This is a genomic window from Streptococcus cameli (assembly GCF_053207365.1).
Genome location: NZ_JBRUIM010000003.1, coordinates 36942 through 53025, shown reverse-complemented (window position 1 = coordinate 53025; position 16084 = coordinate 36942). Strand labels below are relative to the sequence as shown.

The 16084-nt window shown below is 42.9% G+C and carries 16 protein-coding genes; 4 read left to right on the top strand and 12 right to left on the bottom strand.

Annotated features, from left to right (window positions below; genetic code table 11):
- Window positions 1-7: 7 nt before the first annotated feature.
- The 4 genes from ACVR1I_RS07005 to gap all read right to left on the bottom strand — a co-directional run bounded on the left by ACVR1I_RS07005 (window position 8) and on the right by gap (window position 3957).
- Window positions 8-850 (bottom strand): aldo/keto reductase, encoded by an 843-nt coding sequence (locus tag ACVR1I_RS07005; RefSeq protein WP_447443310.1) that lies wholly within the window; start codon window positions 848-850, stop codon window positions 8-10.
- 16 nt (window positions 851-866) lie between these two features.
- Entirely contained in the window at window positions 867-2063 is a 1197-nt protein-coding gene (locus ACVR1I_RS07000; RefSeq protein WP_447443309.1) for an iron-containing alcohol dehydrogenase, read from the bottom strand.
- 19 nt (window positions 2064-2082) lie between these two features.
- On the bottom strand, window positions 2083-2775 hold the full coding sequence (locus ACVR1I_RS06995) for a GntR family transcriptional regulator (RefSeq protein ID WP_447443308.1): 693 nt from the start codon (window positions 2773-2775) through the stop codon (window positions 2083-2085).
- A 171-nt stretch (window positions 2776-2946) separates the two neighbouring features.
- Entirely contained in the window at window positions 2947-3957 is a 1011-nt protein-coding gene (gap, locus tag ACVR1I_RS06990; protein ID WP_447443307.1) for a type I glyceraldehyde-3-phosphate dehydrogenase, read from the bottom strand.
- Between the two features lie 263 nt (window positions 3958-4220).
- Between gap and ACVR1I_RS06985 the strand changes: the two genes are divergently transcribed.
- Together ACVR1I_RS06985 and ACVR1I_RS06980 are read left to right on the top strand one after the other, a co-directional pair.
- Window positions 4221-5450 (top strand): NAD/NADP octopine/nopaline dehydrogenase family protein, encoded by a 1230-nt coding sequence (locus ACVR1I_RS06985; RefSeq protein ID WP_447443306.1) that lies wholly within the window; start codon window positions 4221-4223, stop codon window positions 5448-5450.
- Window positions 5447-6214 (top strand): aspartate/glutamate racemase family protein, encoded by a 768-nt coding sequence (locus tag ACVR1I_RS06980; RefSeq protein ID WP_447443305.1) that lies wholly within the window; start codon window positions 5447-5449, stop codon window positions 6212-6214. Before ACVR1I_RS06985 ends, ACVR1I_RS06980 begins: the two co-directional genes overlap by 4 nt.
- Window positions 6215-6317: 103 nt before the next feature.
- On the opposite strand, the gene fusA is transcribed toward ACVR1I_RS06980, so the two are convergent.
- The 6 genes from fusA to ACVR1I_RS06950 all read right to left on the bottom strand — a co-directional run bounded on the left by fusA (window position 6318) and on the right by ACVR1I_RS06950 (window position 12486).
- Window positions 6318-8399 (bottom strand): elongation factor G, encoded by a 2082-nt coding sequence (fusA, locus tag ACVR1I_RS06975; RefSeq protein WP_447443304.1) that lies wholly within the window; start codon window positions 8397-8399, stop codon window positions 6318-6320.
- A gap of 328 nt (window positions 8400-8727) precedes the next feature.
- Complete coding sequence (gene rpsG, locus ACVR1I_RS06970) at window positions 8728-9198, bottom strand: 30S ribosomal protein S7 (protein WP_447443303.1); 471 nt, start codon at window positions 9196-9198, stop codon at window positions 8728-8730.
- 18 nt (window positions 9199-9216) lie between these two features.
- On the bottom strand, window positions 9217-9630 hold the full coding sequence (gene rpsL / locus ACVR1I_RS06965) for a 30S ribosomal protein S12 (protein ID WP_018379166.1): 414 nt from the start codon (window positions 9628-9630) through the stop codon (window positions 9217-9219).
- 329 nt (window positions 9631-9959) lie between these two features.
- Complete coding sequence (gene groL / locus ACVR1I_RS06960; protein WP_447443302.1) at window positions 9960-11585, bottom strand: chaperonin GroEL; 1626 nt, start codon at window positions 11583-11585, stop codon at window positions 9960-9962.
- A 12-nt stretch (window positions 11586-11597) separates the two neighbouring features.
- Window positions 11598-11882: a co-chaperone GroES gene (gene groES / locus ACVR1I_RS06955; RefSeq protein ID WP_447443301.1), complete on the bottom strand. Its 285-nt coding sequence runs from the start codon at window positions 11880-11882 to the stop codon at window positions 11598-11600.
- A gap of 211 nt (window positions 11883-12093) precedes the next feature.
- The gene (locus ACVR1I_RS06950) at window positions 12094-12486 is read right to left on the bottom strand and encodes a single-stranded DNA-binding protein (protein WP_447443300.1); all 393 of its coding nucleotides are present in this window, start codon (window positions 12484-12486) and stop codon (window positions 12094-12096) included.
- Between the two features lie 173 nt (window positions 12487-12659).
- Between ACVR1I_RS06950 and ACVR1I_RS06945 the strand changes: the two genes are divergently transcribed.
- Window positions 12660-13457: a DUF2785 domain-containing protein gene (locus ACVR1I_RS06945; RefSeq protein WP_447443299.1), complete on the top strand. Its 798-nt coding sequence runs from the start codon at window positions 12660-12662 to the stop codon at window positions 13455-13457.
- 91 nt (window positions 13458-13548) lie between these two features.
- Complete coding sequence (locus ACVR1I_RS06940) at window positions 13549-14022, top strand: LURP-one-related/scramblase family protein (RefSeq protein WP_447443298.1); 474 nt, start codon at window positions 13549-13551, stop codon at window positions 14020-14022.
- A 226-nt stretch (window positions 14023-14248) separates the two neighbouring features.
- On the opposite strand, the gene ACVR1I_RS06935 is transcribed toward ACVR1I_RS06940, so the two are convergent.
- Window positions 14249-15676 (bottom strand): aminoacyl-histidine dipeptidase, encoded by a 1428-nt coding sequence (locus tag ACVR1I_RS06935; RefSeq protein WP_447443297.1) that lies wholly within the window; start codon window positions 15674-15676, stop codon window positions 14249-14251.
- Between the two features lie 48 nt (window positions 15677-15724).
- Window positions 15725-16027 carry an NUDIX domain-containing protein gene (locus tag ACVR1I_RS06930; RefSeq protein WP_447443296.1) on the bottom strand — a complete coding sequence of 101 codons (303 nt, stop codon included), beginning with the start codon at window positions 16025-16027 and terminating at the stop codon, window positions 15725-15727.
- Between the last annotated feature and the right edge of the window lie 57 nt (window positions 16028-16084).

The following is a 16084-nucleotide window of genomic DNA, read 5'->3' as shown; positions in this document are numbered from 1 at the left end:
GCACTCCTTAGAAATTGGTTTGGTCAGGGTCTTTTTGTTGGCTAACACCTTGTACTGTGTCCAAGATTTCGATATCTTGAGCTTCCAAAGTGAAATCAAAGATATCTAAGTTTGATGTGATATTGGCAGGTGTTACTGATTTTGGAAGTGGCAAGAAGCCTTTTTCAAGTGACCAGCGAAGAGCGACTTGTGCAACTGATTTGTTGTATTTTTCAGCTAACTTAGCAACTTCTTCGTTCTTAAAGATAGAGCCTGTACCAAGTGGACTATAGGCTTCTAGCAAAATGTTGTGTTTTTGGCAGAAAGCATCCAATTCTGCCTGAGGACAACCCGGTGCCAAAAGAACTTGGTTGACATGTGGTACAATTTCAGCTGTCTCCAAAAGTGCTTCCAAGTGGTGAATCATAAAGTTCGACACACCGATGGCACGAACTTTTCCTTCATTGTATGCTTCTTCCATAGCCTTCCATGCACCAGCATTTCCAGCTTTCCAAGCATCATTTTCACGAAGAGCTACTGGGTTTGGCCAATGGATTAAGAGCAAGTCAACATAGTCAACCCCTAATTTCTTAAGTGACTCATCGATTGATGCTTTTGCCAAATCATAGTCGTGTTTGTCATTCCAAACCTTGGTCGTCAAGAAAATATCTTTCCGCGCTACATCACTCTCAGCAATTGCTTTTCCGACACTCACTTCGTTACCGTAGATTTGAGCGGTATCGATATGACGGTAGCCAACTTCCAAAGCATGTTTCACACTGTTAAAGGCTTCCTCCCCATCAGGAATTTGCCACGTACCAAAGCCCACTTTCGGAATCGTAACACCGTTATGTAAAATATAAGTTTCCATTTATTTCTCCTTTTAATTAAAATCTTGTCATTTCTTCAAAAGACGCTGTCAAAATCTGCTCAACATCTGCTACATCAAGGTCTACAAAGCGATTGGACGTGAGTTTCCCATGCTCGATCGCTTTTTCGCTCATTTCGCGAACCAAATCTTGTGTCTCGATGCCGACTTCTGGTAGGGTCATGGGGATTTCCAAGTCTTCCTTAAAGAATTGATACGTCTTCTCAATAGCTTGACGACCTAACTCTTCATCTGTCCCTTCTTGCAAGCCCCATACATTACGAGCATAGGCCGCAAACTTGGCGTGTGTACTTGGATCTTTGTCCATACAAAAAGTCATCCAGCGTGGGGTGATAATTGCCAAGCCAACCCCGTGTGTGATATCATAATAGGCTGACAATTCATGTTCAATCGCATGACAAGACCACAAGCCAACCCGACCAGCACCAACCAAACCATTCAATGCCATCGTAGATGTCCATAAGAGATTAGAACGGGCATCATAGTTTTCAGGATCAGCAATAGCCACAGGACCATACTTAATTGCTGTTTTCAAGAGTCCTTCTGCCATGGTATCTTGAACATCAACTGCCTCAGAGCGATCAAAATACTGTTCAAAAAGGTGGCTCATCATATCAGCTGTTCCTGCTGCTGTTTGCCACTTGGAAACCGTATACGTCAGGGTTGGATCTAGGAAAGATACTCTTGGGATCAGTTCCCAACCGCTGGTTCCACGCTTCTCATTGATAGCAAGGTTTGAAATAACCGCATTGCGGTTCATCTCTGTTCCGGTTGCCGCCAAGGTCAAAATATCCACAATTGGGACTGCCTTACCAACACGGCTACGGTCTTCAATCAGATCCCAAGCATCTCCATCGTAGTAGACACCTGCCGCAATAACTTTAGAAGCATCCACAACCGATCCACCACCGACAGCCAAGATGACCTCTAGCTGATTGTCACGGATCAAGCGAACTCCTTCACGGACAGATTCAATCCGAGGATTGGGTTCAATACCTGCCAATTCGACAACTTCGAAACCATTCTCTTGTAACAGAGCAGTGACCTTATCATACAATCCTGATTGTTTGATCGAACCACCACCATATGCCAACAAGACACGTTTTCCAAACGGGGCTAAAGCCTCTGGTAATTCCCCTAAGCGATCTTTCCCAAACCGAATATCCGTCGGAATTTGCAAACGAAAGTTTTCCATTTTTTCTCCTTTATGTTGCTTACGAATGAAACATGACTGTTTCAAAATCAAATACTTCTGGCAGATGATGCGAAACAGAATATTCAAACACACGACAATTATCCAAACAACCCACTTGCTCAATTTCCATTAAGAAATCAGTCGGCTTCAGGCTCATCTCCTGACATTCCAGAGTTGTAGGCCGTTTTCCTCCTATTTTCACAAAGGCACTGTGAACTTTCCGTTTCAAGCCTTCTGAGATATAGGAATAAATTGATTGCTCCACATGCTCCCGCTTCAAGCCAGGAACCGCATCAACTGGCATATAGATGTACTCCATAATAACAGGGCGTTCTTCCAAAATTCTCAAGCGAACAATATGGTAGGTAAAATCATCCGTCGAAATGGATAACTTCTCTGCCACTTCCTGCGATGGCCGAACGATATCAAAAATAATTACCTTAGAACGGAGTTTCCCTGGGTATTTTTGAGACGTTCCTTCTAATGAATAAAGATGTGGATTGGGACTAGCACAATTTTTCCAATCCCGCACAAAACTCCCATCTCCCCTACGACGGATGATATAACCTTCAGCAACCAGCAAATCAAATGCACGATTGATGGTCATCAAACTAACCCCGTATTGCTTTGAAAATGATTTCCCATCTGGAAGTCTGCTATTGATAGGGTAAACCTCCTTTTCAATCTCTTGACGGAGATCCCGAGCTATCAACAGATACTTGGGTTCTTTCTTTCCGATACCATCACCTCCCTTTTTTATGTATTATTTATCAATAGTATAGCATTAAAAATACAATAAGTCTAGATTTTTAAAATAAAGAACTAGATTTATTTTTATTTCTAGCAAAAAAAGAGAGAGGTTTCCCTCTCTCTTATTCAGTCATTATTTTGCAATTTTTGCAAAGTACTCAAGTGTACGAACCAATTGCGCAGTATAAGACATTTCGTTGTCATACCAAGAAACAACTTTCACCAATTGTTTGCCGTCAACATCAAGAACTTTTGTTTGAGTTGCGTCGAACAATGATCCGTATGAGATACCTACGATATCAGAAGATACGATTTGATCTTCAGTGTAACCATAAGACTCGTTAGAAGCTGCTTTCATAGCTGCGTTTACTTCATCAACAGTAACGTTTTTGTCCAATACAGCAACCAATTCAGTTACAGATCCTGTTGGAACTGGAACACGTTGTGCAGCACCGTCCAATTTACCGTTCAATTCTGGGATAACCAAACCAATCGCTTTAGCAGCACCAGTTGAGTTAGGAACGATATTTGCAGCAGCAGCACGTGCACGACGAAGGTCTCCACCACGGTGTGGTCCATCAAGAACCATTTGGTCACCAGTGTAACCGTGGATAGTTGTCATCAATCCTTCAACAACACCGAAGTTGTCTTGAAGTGCTTTTGCCATTGGAGCCAAACAGTTTGTAGTACATGAAGCACCTGAGATAACTGTTTCAGTACCGTCAAGGATATCATGGTTTGTGTTAAATACAACTGTTTTAACGTCATTTCCACCAGGTGCAGTGATCACAACTTTTTTCGCACCGTTAGCGTGGATGTGTTGCTCTGCTTTTTCTTTAGAAGCAAAGAAACCTGTTGCTTCAAGAACGATGTCAACGCCATCAGTTGCCCAGTCAATGTTTCCTGGCTCACGCTCAGCAGAAACTTTAACGAATTTACCGTTAACTTCGAATCCACCTTCTTTTACTTCAACAGTACCGTCGAAACGACCTTGAGTTGTGTCGTATTTCAACAAGTGTGCAAGCATGTTAGGATCTGTAAGGTCGTTGATGCGTGTTACTTCAACACCTTCTACGTTTTGGATACGGCGGAATGCAAGACGGCCGATACGACCGAAACCGTTAATACCAACTTTAACTACCATTAATGATTTCCTCCTTATGAAAATCGAGTATTTATTTTAAAAGGCAAGCCTTTTAACCATTTGTGAAATTTGTAACTTGAAAATATGCAAGATACATTTCAACATTACCATTATATACTTTCTGTCATAAAATTGCAACCAATTTTCTTTTTTCTGAAAATCAACACATAGATAAAAACTATATCTGTGATAAAAAATACAAATTTTGAGATCGATGAAATTATGTTAAAATATGAACAAAGATTCATAAATGGAGGAGTTTTATGATGTCAATGCTAAATGAAAAACCAATTGCTGTTTTGGGAGCAGGCGCTGTTGGTAAAGCCATAGCTGCTGATTCTGTTTTAGCCGGAAATAAGGTACACCTTTTTGAAATACCTGAATTTTCCCATATCACTCTTGCTGGAATCGAAAAAACAGGTATCACCATCGCGGCCACTGGACAAAACAATCTCTTTGCTTTTGAACGCAGTGGAAAAGCCTACATGGATCTTGTCACAACAGATATAAAAGAGGCTGTAAAAGAGGCAAGACTCATCTTAGTCACTGTCCCATCTATCGCTCATGATACTTTTTTTGAACAATTAGTGCCCGTTTTAGAAGATGGTATGATTGTTCATATTATTCCAGATAATTTTGGCAGCCTCAAACTTCGTAAAAAGATGCGGGAGTTAGACTGTACCAAAGATGTCATCGTTGGTGGCTGGTCAAGTGCTCCATATGGATCTCGTATCATAAAAGAAGGCGGCGTCCTTACTCCAAAATTGGAACTCAAATACCGGGCCATCACTCTTCGGGGTGCCAGCCTACCTTCTACCGATCAAGAAGCGTTTTTGGAAAGTTCGAAAGCAATCGGTGCTTTTGATGCCATCACCCAAGGCCAAGGTGCGACCGGCGGTAAAACCGTTCTTGATATCGGATTTAGCAATGTCAATCCTGTCCTTCATGTACCTGGAACCATTTTAGGAGCTAGCGTCATGGAAAACTGGGGGCGTATCTTTGGTGGAAACGACAAATATTCTTATTCTATTTATTCACACGCTTATAGTGAATCAGTTGCAGAGGTCCAGTATGCCTTTTACTTGGAACAAGTGGAGTTGGCAGAGAAAATCGGAGTCGACTTGCAACGCTACCCTAAAAAGAATTTCCTATCACGAACGAGCATTTTAGGACCTGAATACATGGGCGATGACTGCATCGTGCCATTTGAGGAACAATTCCCAATGGCCTACGGAACAGGTCCATTTAGTATCCAAGACCGTTACATCACTGAGGATATTCCAGTCGGCTGCCACCTATATCATGAGCTAGGAAAAAAATACGGAGTCGCAACCCCGGTTATCGATAGTATGATTACATTGGGTTCTGTCATGACAGGCCACAATTTCTATGAAAAAGGCTTAACCCTAGCAGATTTGGATTTGGCTCATTTATCATCTGACGAAATCTTAGCCTACCTCGAAATGGGTGAATTTAGAAAGGACCAGCAATGACACAACACTGGCGTACCTATATGGACAACCAAAACAAACTCAATCAATACCATCAAGTTGGCTCAACTCCCATCTCTGGAGTAGCCATCGGGATTATTACCATTGATTTTGATTATGTTAAAATGCCTGGTAATGTTGCCAATGCAAGCACCTTCAACTTTCCTGTCATCTACGAAATCGTCAAATTCGAAATCGAAGATTTATTCGAAGGCAATCCTGATCTTCTTCCTATGATTATTGAAGCTGCTCAAAACCTTGAGAAAAAAGGAGTTCGTGCTATTGTCGGTGCATGTGGCTATTTTAACAATTTCCAAGAAGAAATAAAAAACGCAGTCACTATTCCTGTCTATCTCTCGAGTGTGCTTCAACTTCCTATTATTAAGATGGGACTAAAAGCAGAGCAAAAAATTGCTGTTCTCGTTGCTGATGGGAAAGGAGCTGACCGCTCCTTCTTTGCCAAGGCTAACGCTTCCATCGATGATTGTATCGTTGAGGAAATCGGTAGCTTAGATAGTTTTGCACCGATTCGCTACATCAAAACCTACCTAGACCATGAAAAACTAGGAAATGACTTGGCTGATGTTGCGGAACGCTTAGTCAAAGACCATCCTGACATTGGAGCTATTCTTCTAGAATGTAGTGATTTACCGCCTTATGCCGCTCAGATTCAGTCTCGAGTTGGCTTGCCAGTATTTGACTTTATCACGCTCATCAACTGGCTTCACCATAGCTTGGTCCAAAGACCTTACTACGGTTTTCTTTAATATTGTTCCTACTATATCGTCAATCCCCTTATTGACGATTTTTTGTTTACCTTTATTTTAGAATAGAAAAAGACACCTACCATTGGTAGGTGTCTGAGGACAATTAAGCTTGTCCACCATTTTTCTTGATAATTTCATCTTGTACAGATTTTGGTACATCTTCGTAGTGGTCAAATACCATCATGAAAGTACCGCGACCTTGTGTAGCAGAACGTAGAACTGTTGCATAACCGAACATTTCTGCAAGTGGTACATAAGCACGAACGATTTGTGTGTTACCACGAGCTTCCATACCGTCAACACGTCCACGACGAGCAGTTACGTGTCCCATAACATCACCAAGATTGTCTTCTGGTGCTGTAATGGTTACAAGCATCATTGGCTCAAGGATAGCAGGTTGTGCTGTTTTCGCAGCTTCTTTAAGGGCAAGAGATGCTGCAACTTTAAAGGCTGTCTCAGATGAATCGACATCATGGTAAGAACCATCGTAAAGTTTTGCTTTTACGTCAACGATTGGGTATCCTGCAAGAACACCGTTCGCCATAGACTCAACCAAACCTTTTTCAACGGCTGGTACAAATTCACGAGGAACCACACCACCGACGATTGCGTTTTCGAACTCGAAACCTTTTCCTTCTTCATTTGGAGTGAATTCAATCCAAACATCACCGAACTGACCTTTACCACCAGATTGGCGTTTGAAGAAACCACGAGCTTGAGTAGAAGCACGGAATGTTTCACGGTAAGATACTTGAGGCGCACCAACGTTTGCTTCAACCTTGAATTCACGACGCATACGGTCAACAAGGACATCCAAGTGCAACTCACCCATACCAGAGATAACTGTTTCACCAGTTTCTGGGTTTGTTTCAACGCGGAATGTTGGATCTTCTTCAGCCAATTTAGAAAGGGCAACACCCATCTTGTCTTGGTCTGCTTTCGATTTAGGCTCAACCATCAATTGGATAACTGGTTCTGGAACTTCGATTGACTCAAGAATAACTTTTGCTTTCTCGTCTGTCAATGAGTCACCAGTTGTTGTATCTTTCAAACCAACAGCAGCTGCGATATCACCAGAATAAACCACTTCGATTTCTTTACGAGTGTTCGCGTGCATTTGGAGGATACGTCCGATACGCTCACGTTTGCCTTTAGAAGTGTTCAATACGTATGAACCTGAGTTCAAGATACCTGAGTACACACGGAAGAAAGTCAAACGACCTACGAATGGGTCAGTCATGATCTTGAAGGCAAGCGCTGCAAATGGCTCTTCATCAGATGCTGGACGAGTTTCTTCAGCGTCTGTATCTGGGTTAATACCTTTGATTGCAGGGATATCAAGTGGGCTTGGAAGGTAGTCAAGGACTGCATCCAACATCAATTGAACACCCTTGTTTTTGAAGGCTGAACCACACAATACTGGGAAGAATTCAACGTTGATCGTTGCTTTACGGATACCCGCTTTCAATTCTTCGTTTGTGATTTCTTCACCTTCAAGGTATTTCATCATCAAATCTTCGTCAGTTTCAGCAACTGCTTCGATCAATTTTTCACGGTATTCTTCTGCTTGCTCAAGGTATTCAGCTGGGATATCTTCTTCAAGAATATCTGTACCAAGGTCGTTGGTGTAGATTTCAGCTTTCATCTTGATCAAGTCAATGATTCCACGGAAATCATCTTCTGAACCGATTGGCAATTGAATTGGGTGAGCATTTGCTTGAAGACGCTCATGAAGTGTTGATACTGAGTACAAGAAGTCCGCACCGATTTTGTCCATTTTGTTAGCAAATACAATACGTGGTACACGGTAGTCAGTCGCTTGGCGCCAAACTGTTTCAGTTTGAGGTTCAACACCTGATTGTGAGTCAAGAACGGTTACGGCACCATCCAATACACGGAGTGAACGTTGTACTTCGATTGTGAAGTCCACGTGTCCTGGGGTATCGATGATGTTAACACGAGTGTCTTTCCATTGAGCTGTTGTAGCAGCAGATGTGATGGTGATACCACGTTCTTGCTCTTGCTCCATCCAGTCCATTTGTGAAGCTCCTTCGTGAGTTTCACCGATCTTATGGATTTTACCTGTGTAGTAAAGGATACGCTCAGTTGTAGTTGTTTTACCAGCATCGACGTGAGCCATGATACCGATATTACGAGTTTTTTCTAAAGAAAATTCGCGTGCCATGAGGTTGTTTCTCCTATTATTTTTTATTTCTAGTCTATTATACCATTTTTAGAAAGAACGGATAGGCAGGACCTACCCGTTCTCAAATGGTTATGGTTTAAAATGAACTCGAGCTACAAGTCGCTGGCAAAAAGATAAAATCTCCTAGAAGCCTAAGCTTCGTCGTCGCTTTTCCTATTTTGCATAGGACTTGTTTAACGCTCTCGTATCTTAGAATTGAGCTCGGGCTAAACGCTGTGTGAAAATGATGAAGTTCCTTATGTCTTTCAGACACTGTGTCACTTCCCTATTTTCACTTGGCGTTTTTAACACCCTCAGCATCTTAATCTTACCAACGGAAGTGTGCGAATGCACGGTTGGCTTCAGCCATACGGTGAGTATCTTCTCGTTTCTTAACAGCTGCACCAGTGTTGTTTGATGCATCCAAGATTTCTTTGGCAAGACGATCAACCATTGTGTGCTCACCACGGTTACGAGCGATTGTTACCAACCAACGAAGACCTAAAGTTGTACGACGTTCTGGACGAACTTCAACTGGGACTTGGTAGTTAGAACCACCGACACGACGTGCACGTACTTCAAGTACAGGCATGATGTTTTCCATTGCTGCTTCAAAGACTTCAAGCGGCTCATTGCCAGTTGCTTCTTTGATTTGGTCAAATGCACCATAAACGATGCTTGCTGCAGTACCACGTTTACCATCCAACATAAGGCGGTTGATCAAACGAGTTACCAATTTTGAATTGTACAATGGATCTGGTAATACTTCGCGCTTAGGCGCTTGATTTTTACGACTCATTTATCCTAATCTCCCTTCTTATCCTTTTGGACGTTTTGTACCGTATTTCGAACGGCCTTGTTTACGGTCTGTTACACCCGCAGTATCAAGTGCACCACGAACGATATGGTAACGTACCCCTGGAAGGTCTTTTACACGTCCACCACGAAGCAATACCACACTGTGTTCTTGCAAGTTGTGTCCGATACCTGGGATATAAGCAGTAACCTCGATCAAGTTGCTCAAACGTACACGAGCAAATTTACGAAGGGCTGAGTTAGGTTTCTTAGGCGTCATTGTTCCAACACGAGTTGCAACCCCACGTTTTTGTGGTGATGAAACGTTTGTTTGAACTTTTTTACGGCTGTTGTAACCAACGTTCAAAGCTGGTGATTTAGATTTTTCTACTTTTGATTTACGCGGTTTGCGAACCAATTGGTTAATTGTAGGCATCTACATTCTCCTGTAAAATTTTTATTTTTGGTTGATGGAGCGTTTGGTGACAACCCCCATCCCGGTGTACTTTTGCAACATTTGTCAGCACGTCTCTGTACACTTTTGAGAGACCAAAAGTAAAAAGTACCGTCTATCATCATACCATAGAACAGTGCTCTTGTCAATGAATATTCCTTTGTTTTTTAGTAACTCTTCCTAATAATCGAACCATTGTGAGACTATTACTATGAAAATAACATCTCCTGCATTTGTTCTCAACAATTTTATAAAATATGTGACTGTATAGGAACTAAAAAAGATAGCCCGTAAGCTATCTTTGTTTGTGTCTAGTATCCCATGCCACCCATTGGGTCCATGCCGGCTGGTGCTGCGGGAGCGGCTGCTTCTGGTTTATTGGCAACGACTGCTTCTGTTGTCAAGATGAGGCTGGCTACACTTGACGCATTTTGAAGGGCAGAACGCGTCACCTTAACAGGGTCAATGATTCCTGTTTCAATCATGTCTACCCACTCTCCAGTTGCAGCGTTAAAGCCGGTACCAACTGGGCTGTTCTTCAATTTGTCGATGACAACAGAACCTTCATAGCCAGCATTATAGGCAATCTGGCGAACAGGCTCTTCCAAGGCCCGAAGAACAATGTTGCGTCCTGTTGCAGCATCTCCTTCTAAATCAAGACTGGCTACTTTTTCAATCACATTGACAAGGGCAGTTCCACCACCAGAAACGATTCCTTCTTCTACTGCCGCACGAGTAGCATTCAAAGCATCTTCAATGCGGAGTTTCATTTCTTTTAATTCAGTTTCTGTTGCTGCACCGACCTTGATCACCGCAACCCCGCCAGCTAATTTCGCTAGGCGTTCTTGCAATTTTTCACGATCAAATTCAGAAGTCGTTGTTTCCAATTGCGACTTGATAAGGTTCACACGGTTGGCAATCGCATCTGCTGCACCAGCACCTTCTACAATGACGGTGCTGTCCTTGTCAACGGATACTTTAGCGGCTTGACCAAGTGCAGCCATGGTCGCATCTTTCAAGTCAAGTCCCAAATCTTCCGTAATAACTGTTGCGCCAGTCAAGATGGCAATGTCTTCTAACATGGCCTTGCGGCGATCTCCAAACCCTGGTGCTTTCACAGCCACGACGTTAAAGGTCCCACGGATCTTGTTCAAAACAAGCGTTGGCAAGGCTTCGCCATCCACATCGTCTGCGATAATCAAGAGCGGACGGCTAGTTTTCAATACTTCTTCTAAAAGAGGCAAGATATCTTGGATATTGGACACTTTCTTGTCAGTGATCAAGATAAATGGATTTTCTAAGTCTGCCACCATTTTCTCGTTGTCTGTGACCATGTATTGAGAGAGATAGCCACGGTCAAACTGCATGCCTTCTACGACTTCGAGTTCTGTTTCCATACCACGAGACTCTTCAATGGTGATCACTCCGTCTTTCCCAACTCGTTCCATGGCCTCAGAGATGTACTCACCGACTTTTTCAGAACGAGAAGATACGGCAGCAACTTGCGCAATAGCCTCTTTGTTAGCAACAGGCTGGGCAATGGCTTGCAATTCTTGAACAGCAGTTGAAACAGCTGTTTCAATCCCGCGGCGAATACCGATTGGATTGGCACCTGCTGTCACGTTCTTCAATCCTTCACGAACAATGGCTTGGGTCAAAACAGTTGCGGTTGTCGTTCCGTCTCCTGCCACGTCATTGGTTTTTGAAGCAACTTCTGACACCAATTTAGCACCCATGTTTTCAAAATGGTCTTCTAATTCGATTTCTTTGGCGATGGTCACACCATCGTTGGTGATCAAAGGTGAGCCGTAGGCTTTTTCCAAAACCACATTGCGTCCCTTAGGTCCAAGCGTGACCTTAACGGTGTCTGCCAAAATATCAACGCCACGAACCATGCTTTCACGCGCATCAGCTGAAAATTTGATTTCTTTACTCATTTAATAAACCTCCTATTTCACGATTGCCAAGATGTCACTCTCACGCACAAGCGTGACCTTTTCTTCGCCATCTTTGACTTCCAATCCTGCTCCTTGCTCGACCAGAACGGTATCCCCCACTGTAACACTTGGCGCGACCAAGTCCCCTGTCAAGGTGCGGATGCCGTCACCAATTGCGACAACAATAGCTGTTTTAGCGGCTTCTTTTGCGCCTCCTGCTAGAACAAAACCACCTACAGTTTGTTCTTCAACTTCTTCAAATCTTACGACCACACGGTCGCCTAATGGTTTTAACATATGATATACCAAGCCCTATCCAGAATAAGGGCTATGTCCTCTCTAAGTGAAATCCTTTCTATTTTTAGCACTCTTTATATGCGAGTGCTAATTTTACTCTTCTATTCTATCACTTGGTCAAAAATAGTCAAGAAAAAGTCGTTCATTTTTGGAAAAAATCAGACTACAGACGGATAAGAAAAAAGACTGGAAAATTCCAATCTTCTTTTGCTTAAAAGGGCAACTCTTCTGCTTCTAAAATGACATCTGCCAATTCGTCCGTCACATTGTTTTCACGCATGGCCCGTTGGGCACGGGTTTCCAACAGTTCAAAGCTCTGAGCCAGTACTTCTGTCACATAATGGGTATGGCCATCTTTTTCGTAAGAACGGGTCCGCAATTCTCCTTCAATGGAAATCTGACTGCCCTTGCCGGCATAAGAGGCCAAACTTTCAGCCAATTTGCCCCAGAGAACGACACTGATAAAATCAGCCTCTCGTTCGCCATTGCTGTTTTTAAACTTGCGGTTAACAGCCACTGTCACACGGGAAACAGCTTTTCCTGTTGCAGTTTGTGTCACTTCTGGAGTCGCTACCAAGCGACCAATCAATAAGGTTTTGTTCATTTTCTATCCTCCTACCTCTTTATTCGATAAAAAATGGTAAAATATAAAAAACTCTGAACCATTTTAGAGAGAAAGGAGAAAGGAGAACGGCATGTTTTTGATGAGAAATACACAAAAGAGGTTGCTAAGAAATATTTGTCCTTAAATCATCATGCAAATAGAAAGGACAAATCATGAAAGAAAAACTACAACAGAAATTACAAGAAACAAGTCCCTACTCTCGTCAGGAGTTGGATTGGTTATTGCCCCATATTGGCGATGAGGCCGCTAGCATTCGAGACGACTTGGTCTACGCTAGCTTTGCCCATGCTCTCTTAGGAAATCGGCTCACACAGGATGACTTTCTTTATCTAGCCCATTTCCTAGTGGACAAGGACTACTTATTTTACAGGCTACCAGAACAAGGAAAGGCCACTCTCGTCCGTTCTTTTACCGCTCTGCTTTTGGCCCTTATCCTCGACGTTGACGCAAGGAAGGAAAGTGACTATTTCCAACTCTTGTCGCCAACCACCCGCCAAAGGATCTTTGAAGGAAGCATGCTTTATCTGGACAAAGAGACAGATACACGGGGCTGGGACGAAACAGTGGGTTGGGTACATGCGATTGCTCACGGTGCCGAATTATTGCTCTATGCGAGTATGCACCCTGATTTTCCCGCTAGCACTCATCAAAAAGTTTGGGGAGTTCTCAGCTCTTGTATCAATAGACAGGAGACTGCTTTTCAGGCTGGCGAAGAAAAACGCCTGGCCTTGGTTGCTGCCCAAGAAATCCTATCCGGTCGCCTTAGCCAGAAAGAGGCAGCTCACCACATCACAAACTGGCCAAGCAACGACCAGTCTGTCCAAGATTATTTCGCTGCATTAAACAAGGATCATTTCTTGACTTCTCTCTATTTTTTCTTGAAAAAAGAAGGGCAATTACAGGCAGAATTAGCTCATGCCATTGAGGAGAGCTGGACAGGTTTGGCCTAATTGCAAGGGATTCCTTTGATAATCAAATCAATTGCATTCCTGTATCTCCTAGGATATACTAAGTATATTACAGATACATAAGGAGATTTTTATGAGATATATTGTTCATTATGCAGGGAATTTATTCCAACAAGCTTTTGAAGTAAAGGATGAGACAGGCAACAAGCTCTACAGTATCCGCGGGAAAAATTTGATGTGGCTGGCCAACACGAGTATCACGGATACAAACGACCAAGAAGCGGCCTTGCTCAAGCAAAAATTCTCCCTAACCCACTATTCTTACAATGTTTTAATCGGTGGTCAGCAAGTAGCCAATGTGACCAAAAAAATCGCTTCTTTAAAACCGAAATTTATCATTTCTGGTCTTGACTGGTCTGTTGAAGGGCAATTCCTGTCACGTGAATACACCCTCTACAACAAGCAAAGAGAAGTGATCGCAACCATCAACCGCCAAGGTCTCTTGGAAGATGGAGCTTATGCTTTTGAAGTTACCGAGGCTACAACAGATCCCCTGCTTGTCTTAGCGGTTTTAACAGCTATTGACACGGCTTTGATGCAAAAATAAAACCTCGTTTTACACGAGGTTTCAGATTGAAGAAAAAGTCCATTTTGGATCATTTTCTTCAATCTTTTTTTCTTTGGTTAGTAAACATCAAAATCTTTAGAAACGCTGATAATTTAGCATTTTAAAGAGTTAGTCAAAAGTTGGCGGAGGCTTTGAATTTGCTATTTTCAAGCGTTTAAAGGGTTTGTCTACGTTCTGAAAACCTCGTTTTACACGAGGTTTTTTCTTACGCTGTCAAACTCGCCAACAAAGCCTTGGTAAATTCCCAGACGCGGGCCACAGAATCTATTTCTAAGTGTTCATTGGTGGAGTGGACATCATAGATATTTGGGCCAAAACTAATCATATCGCAGTTTGGTAGGGCTTTTTTTAGAAAACCACATTCCAAACCTGCATGGATAGCCGAATAGGTCGCTTCTGTCCCATAAACTTCTTTGTAAACAGCTAAACATTGGTCTCGCAAAGGACTATTTGGCTCGAAATCCCAACTAGGGTAGTCATGGTTGCGGCTAATATGAGCTCCGAATGTCTGTCCTAAAATCGTCAATTTCTCGACTAAGCTTTCTAATTGCGTCGCCACAGAAGATCGAAGCGAGGTATGGAGCACAATTTGCTCTTCTTCTTGGTAGAGGACCGCCTGATTTAGGGAGGTTTGGACCAAACCAGGAATGGCTTGCGACATCTCTTGCACTGCATTTGGTAAAACTGCAAAGAAGGAAAGCAATTGTATCGTCTCAGCTTCCGAATAGGCTCGGTCAATCTCAACCTCTTTTAGGGATAGAGATAAATCAGGGTCTGCAATCGCCAACTCTTTTTTGACTGCAACCAGCTCTTCCATAAGGGCTGCTTTAGCGGTTGCTGCATCAGTTACCGCAAAACTGGCACGAGCTTTGCTCGGAATCACATTATCTCGGCTTCCGCCTGAAACAGTAGCCAAACGAACCGAAGTAACCTTGGCTGCTGCACGCAAGAAACGAAAGAGAAGGAGGTTAGCATTGCCTCGACCTTGGTCAATCTCCATTCCAGAATGACCGCCTTTTAATCCTTCTACCGTGATTTCCAATCCTGATTGCTGCACACTTTCTTTTGAAAAACCAAAACGACTGGTGATGACGGTTCCACCTGCACAGCTGGTTAAAAAGAGCCCTTCTTCTTCTCCGTCAATGTTCAAGAGACGGGTTCCTTTAAGTTGGCCTGCTTGAATGGCTGCTGCGCCTGCCATGGTGGTTTCTTCATTGGTAGTGATGAGGATTTCTAAAGCCGGATGCTGGTAATCCCCATCCAAGAGAGCCAGCTGCATGGCTACCGCAATCCCATCATCGGCTCCCAAGCTGGTCTGGTTGGCCCGCAAAATATTGCCCTCTAGGACCAACTCAATCGGGTCTTTTGTAAAATCGTGGGTGGATTGCTCTGTCTTCACACAGACCATATCCATGTGTCCTTGTACAATCACTGGTTCTGCAGCCTCATAACCACTTGTTGCAGGCTTACGAATAATGACATTCCACTCCTGGTCTTGCTCTACTTCGAGTTGGCGTTCTTTGGCAAAGGCCACCAAAAAATCCGAAACCGATCGCTCATTACCGGATTCACGAGGAATCTGGTTCAAGCGCTCAAACCAGTCAAATACGTCTTTGGCTTCTATTGGAAACATGTCTCCTCCTTTCAAAAAAGCTTGGACTGTCCCAAGCATGTTTGTCTTTTACTTTATATTTATCTGTTCTAAACATTTTTTAAAATGTGGAACCAATTGGTCGACTTGGTCAAGCGACAACCATTGGTATGCATCGTGCTCTTCTGATAAGGTTAACTGAGTCAAATCCTTAACATATACATCAAAGACCAATCCAACAACTTGGAAATCTCCTGTTTTCTTTCTATAATCCCATGTAGAAAGAACTTTCTGAGGAATGACTTCCAAATTTGTCTCCTCTTTGATTTCTCGAATAAGGGCTTCCTCTATTGTTTCTCCAAATTGAATGCGGCCTCCTGGCAATTCCAACAATGGAGAAACTTACCCCGCCTTATGCATCGCTAAAAAGTGGCCATCGTTATTCTAAAT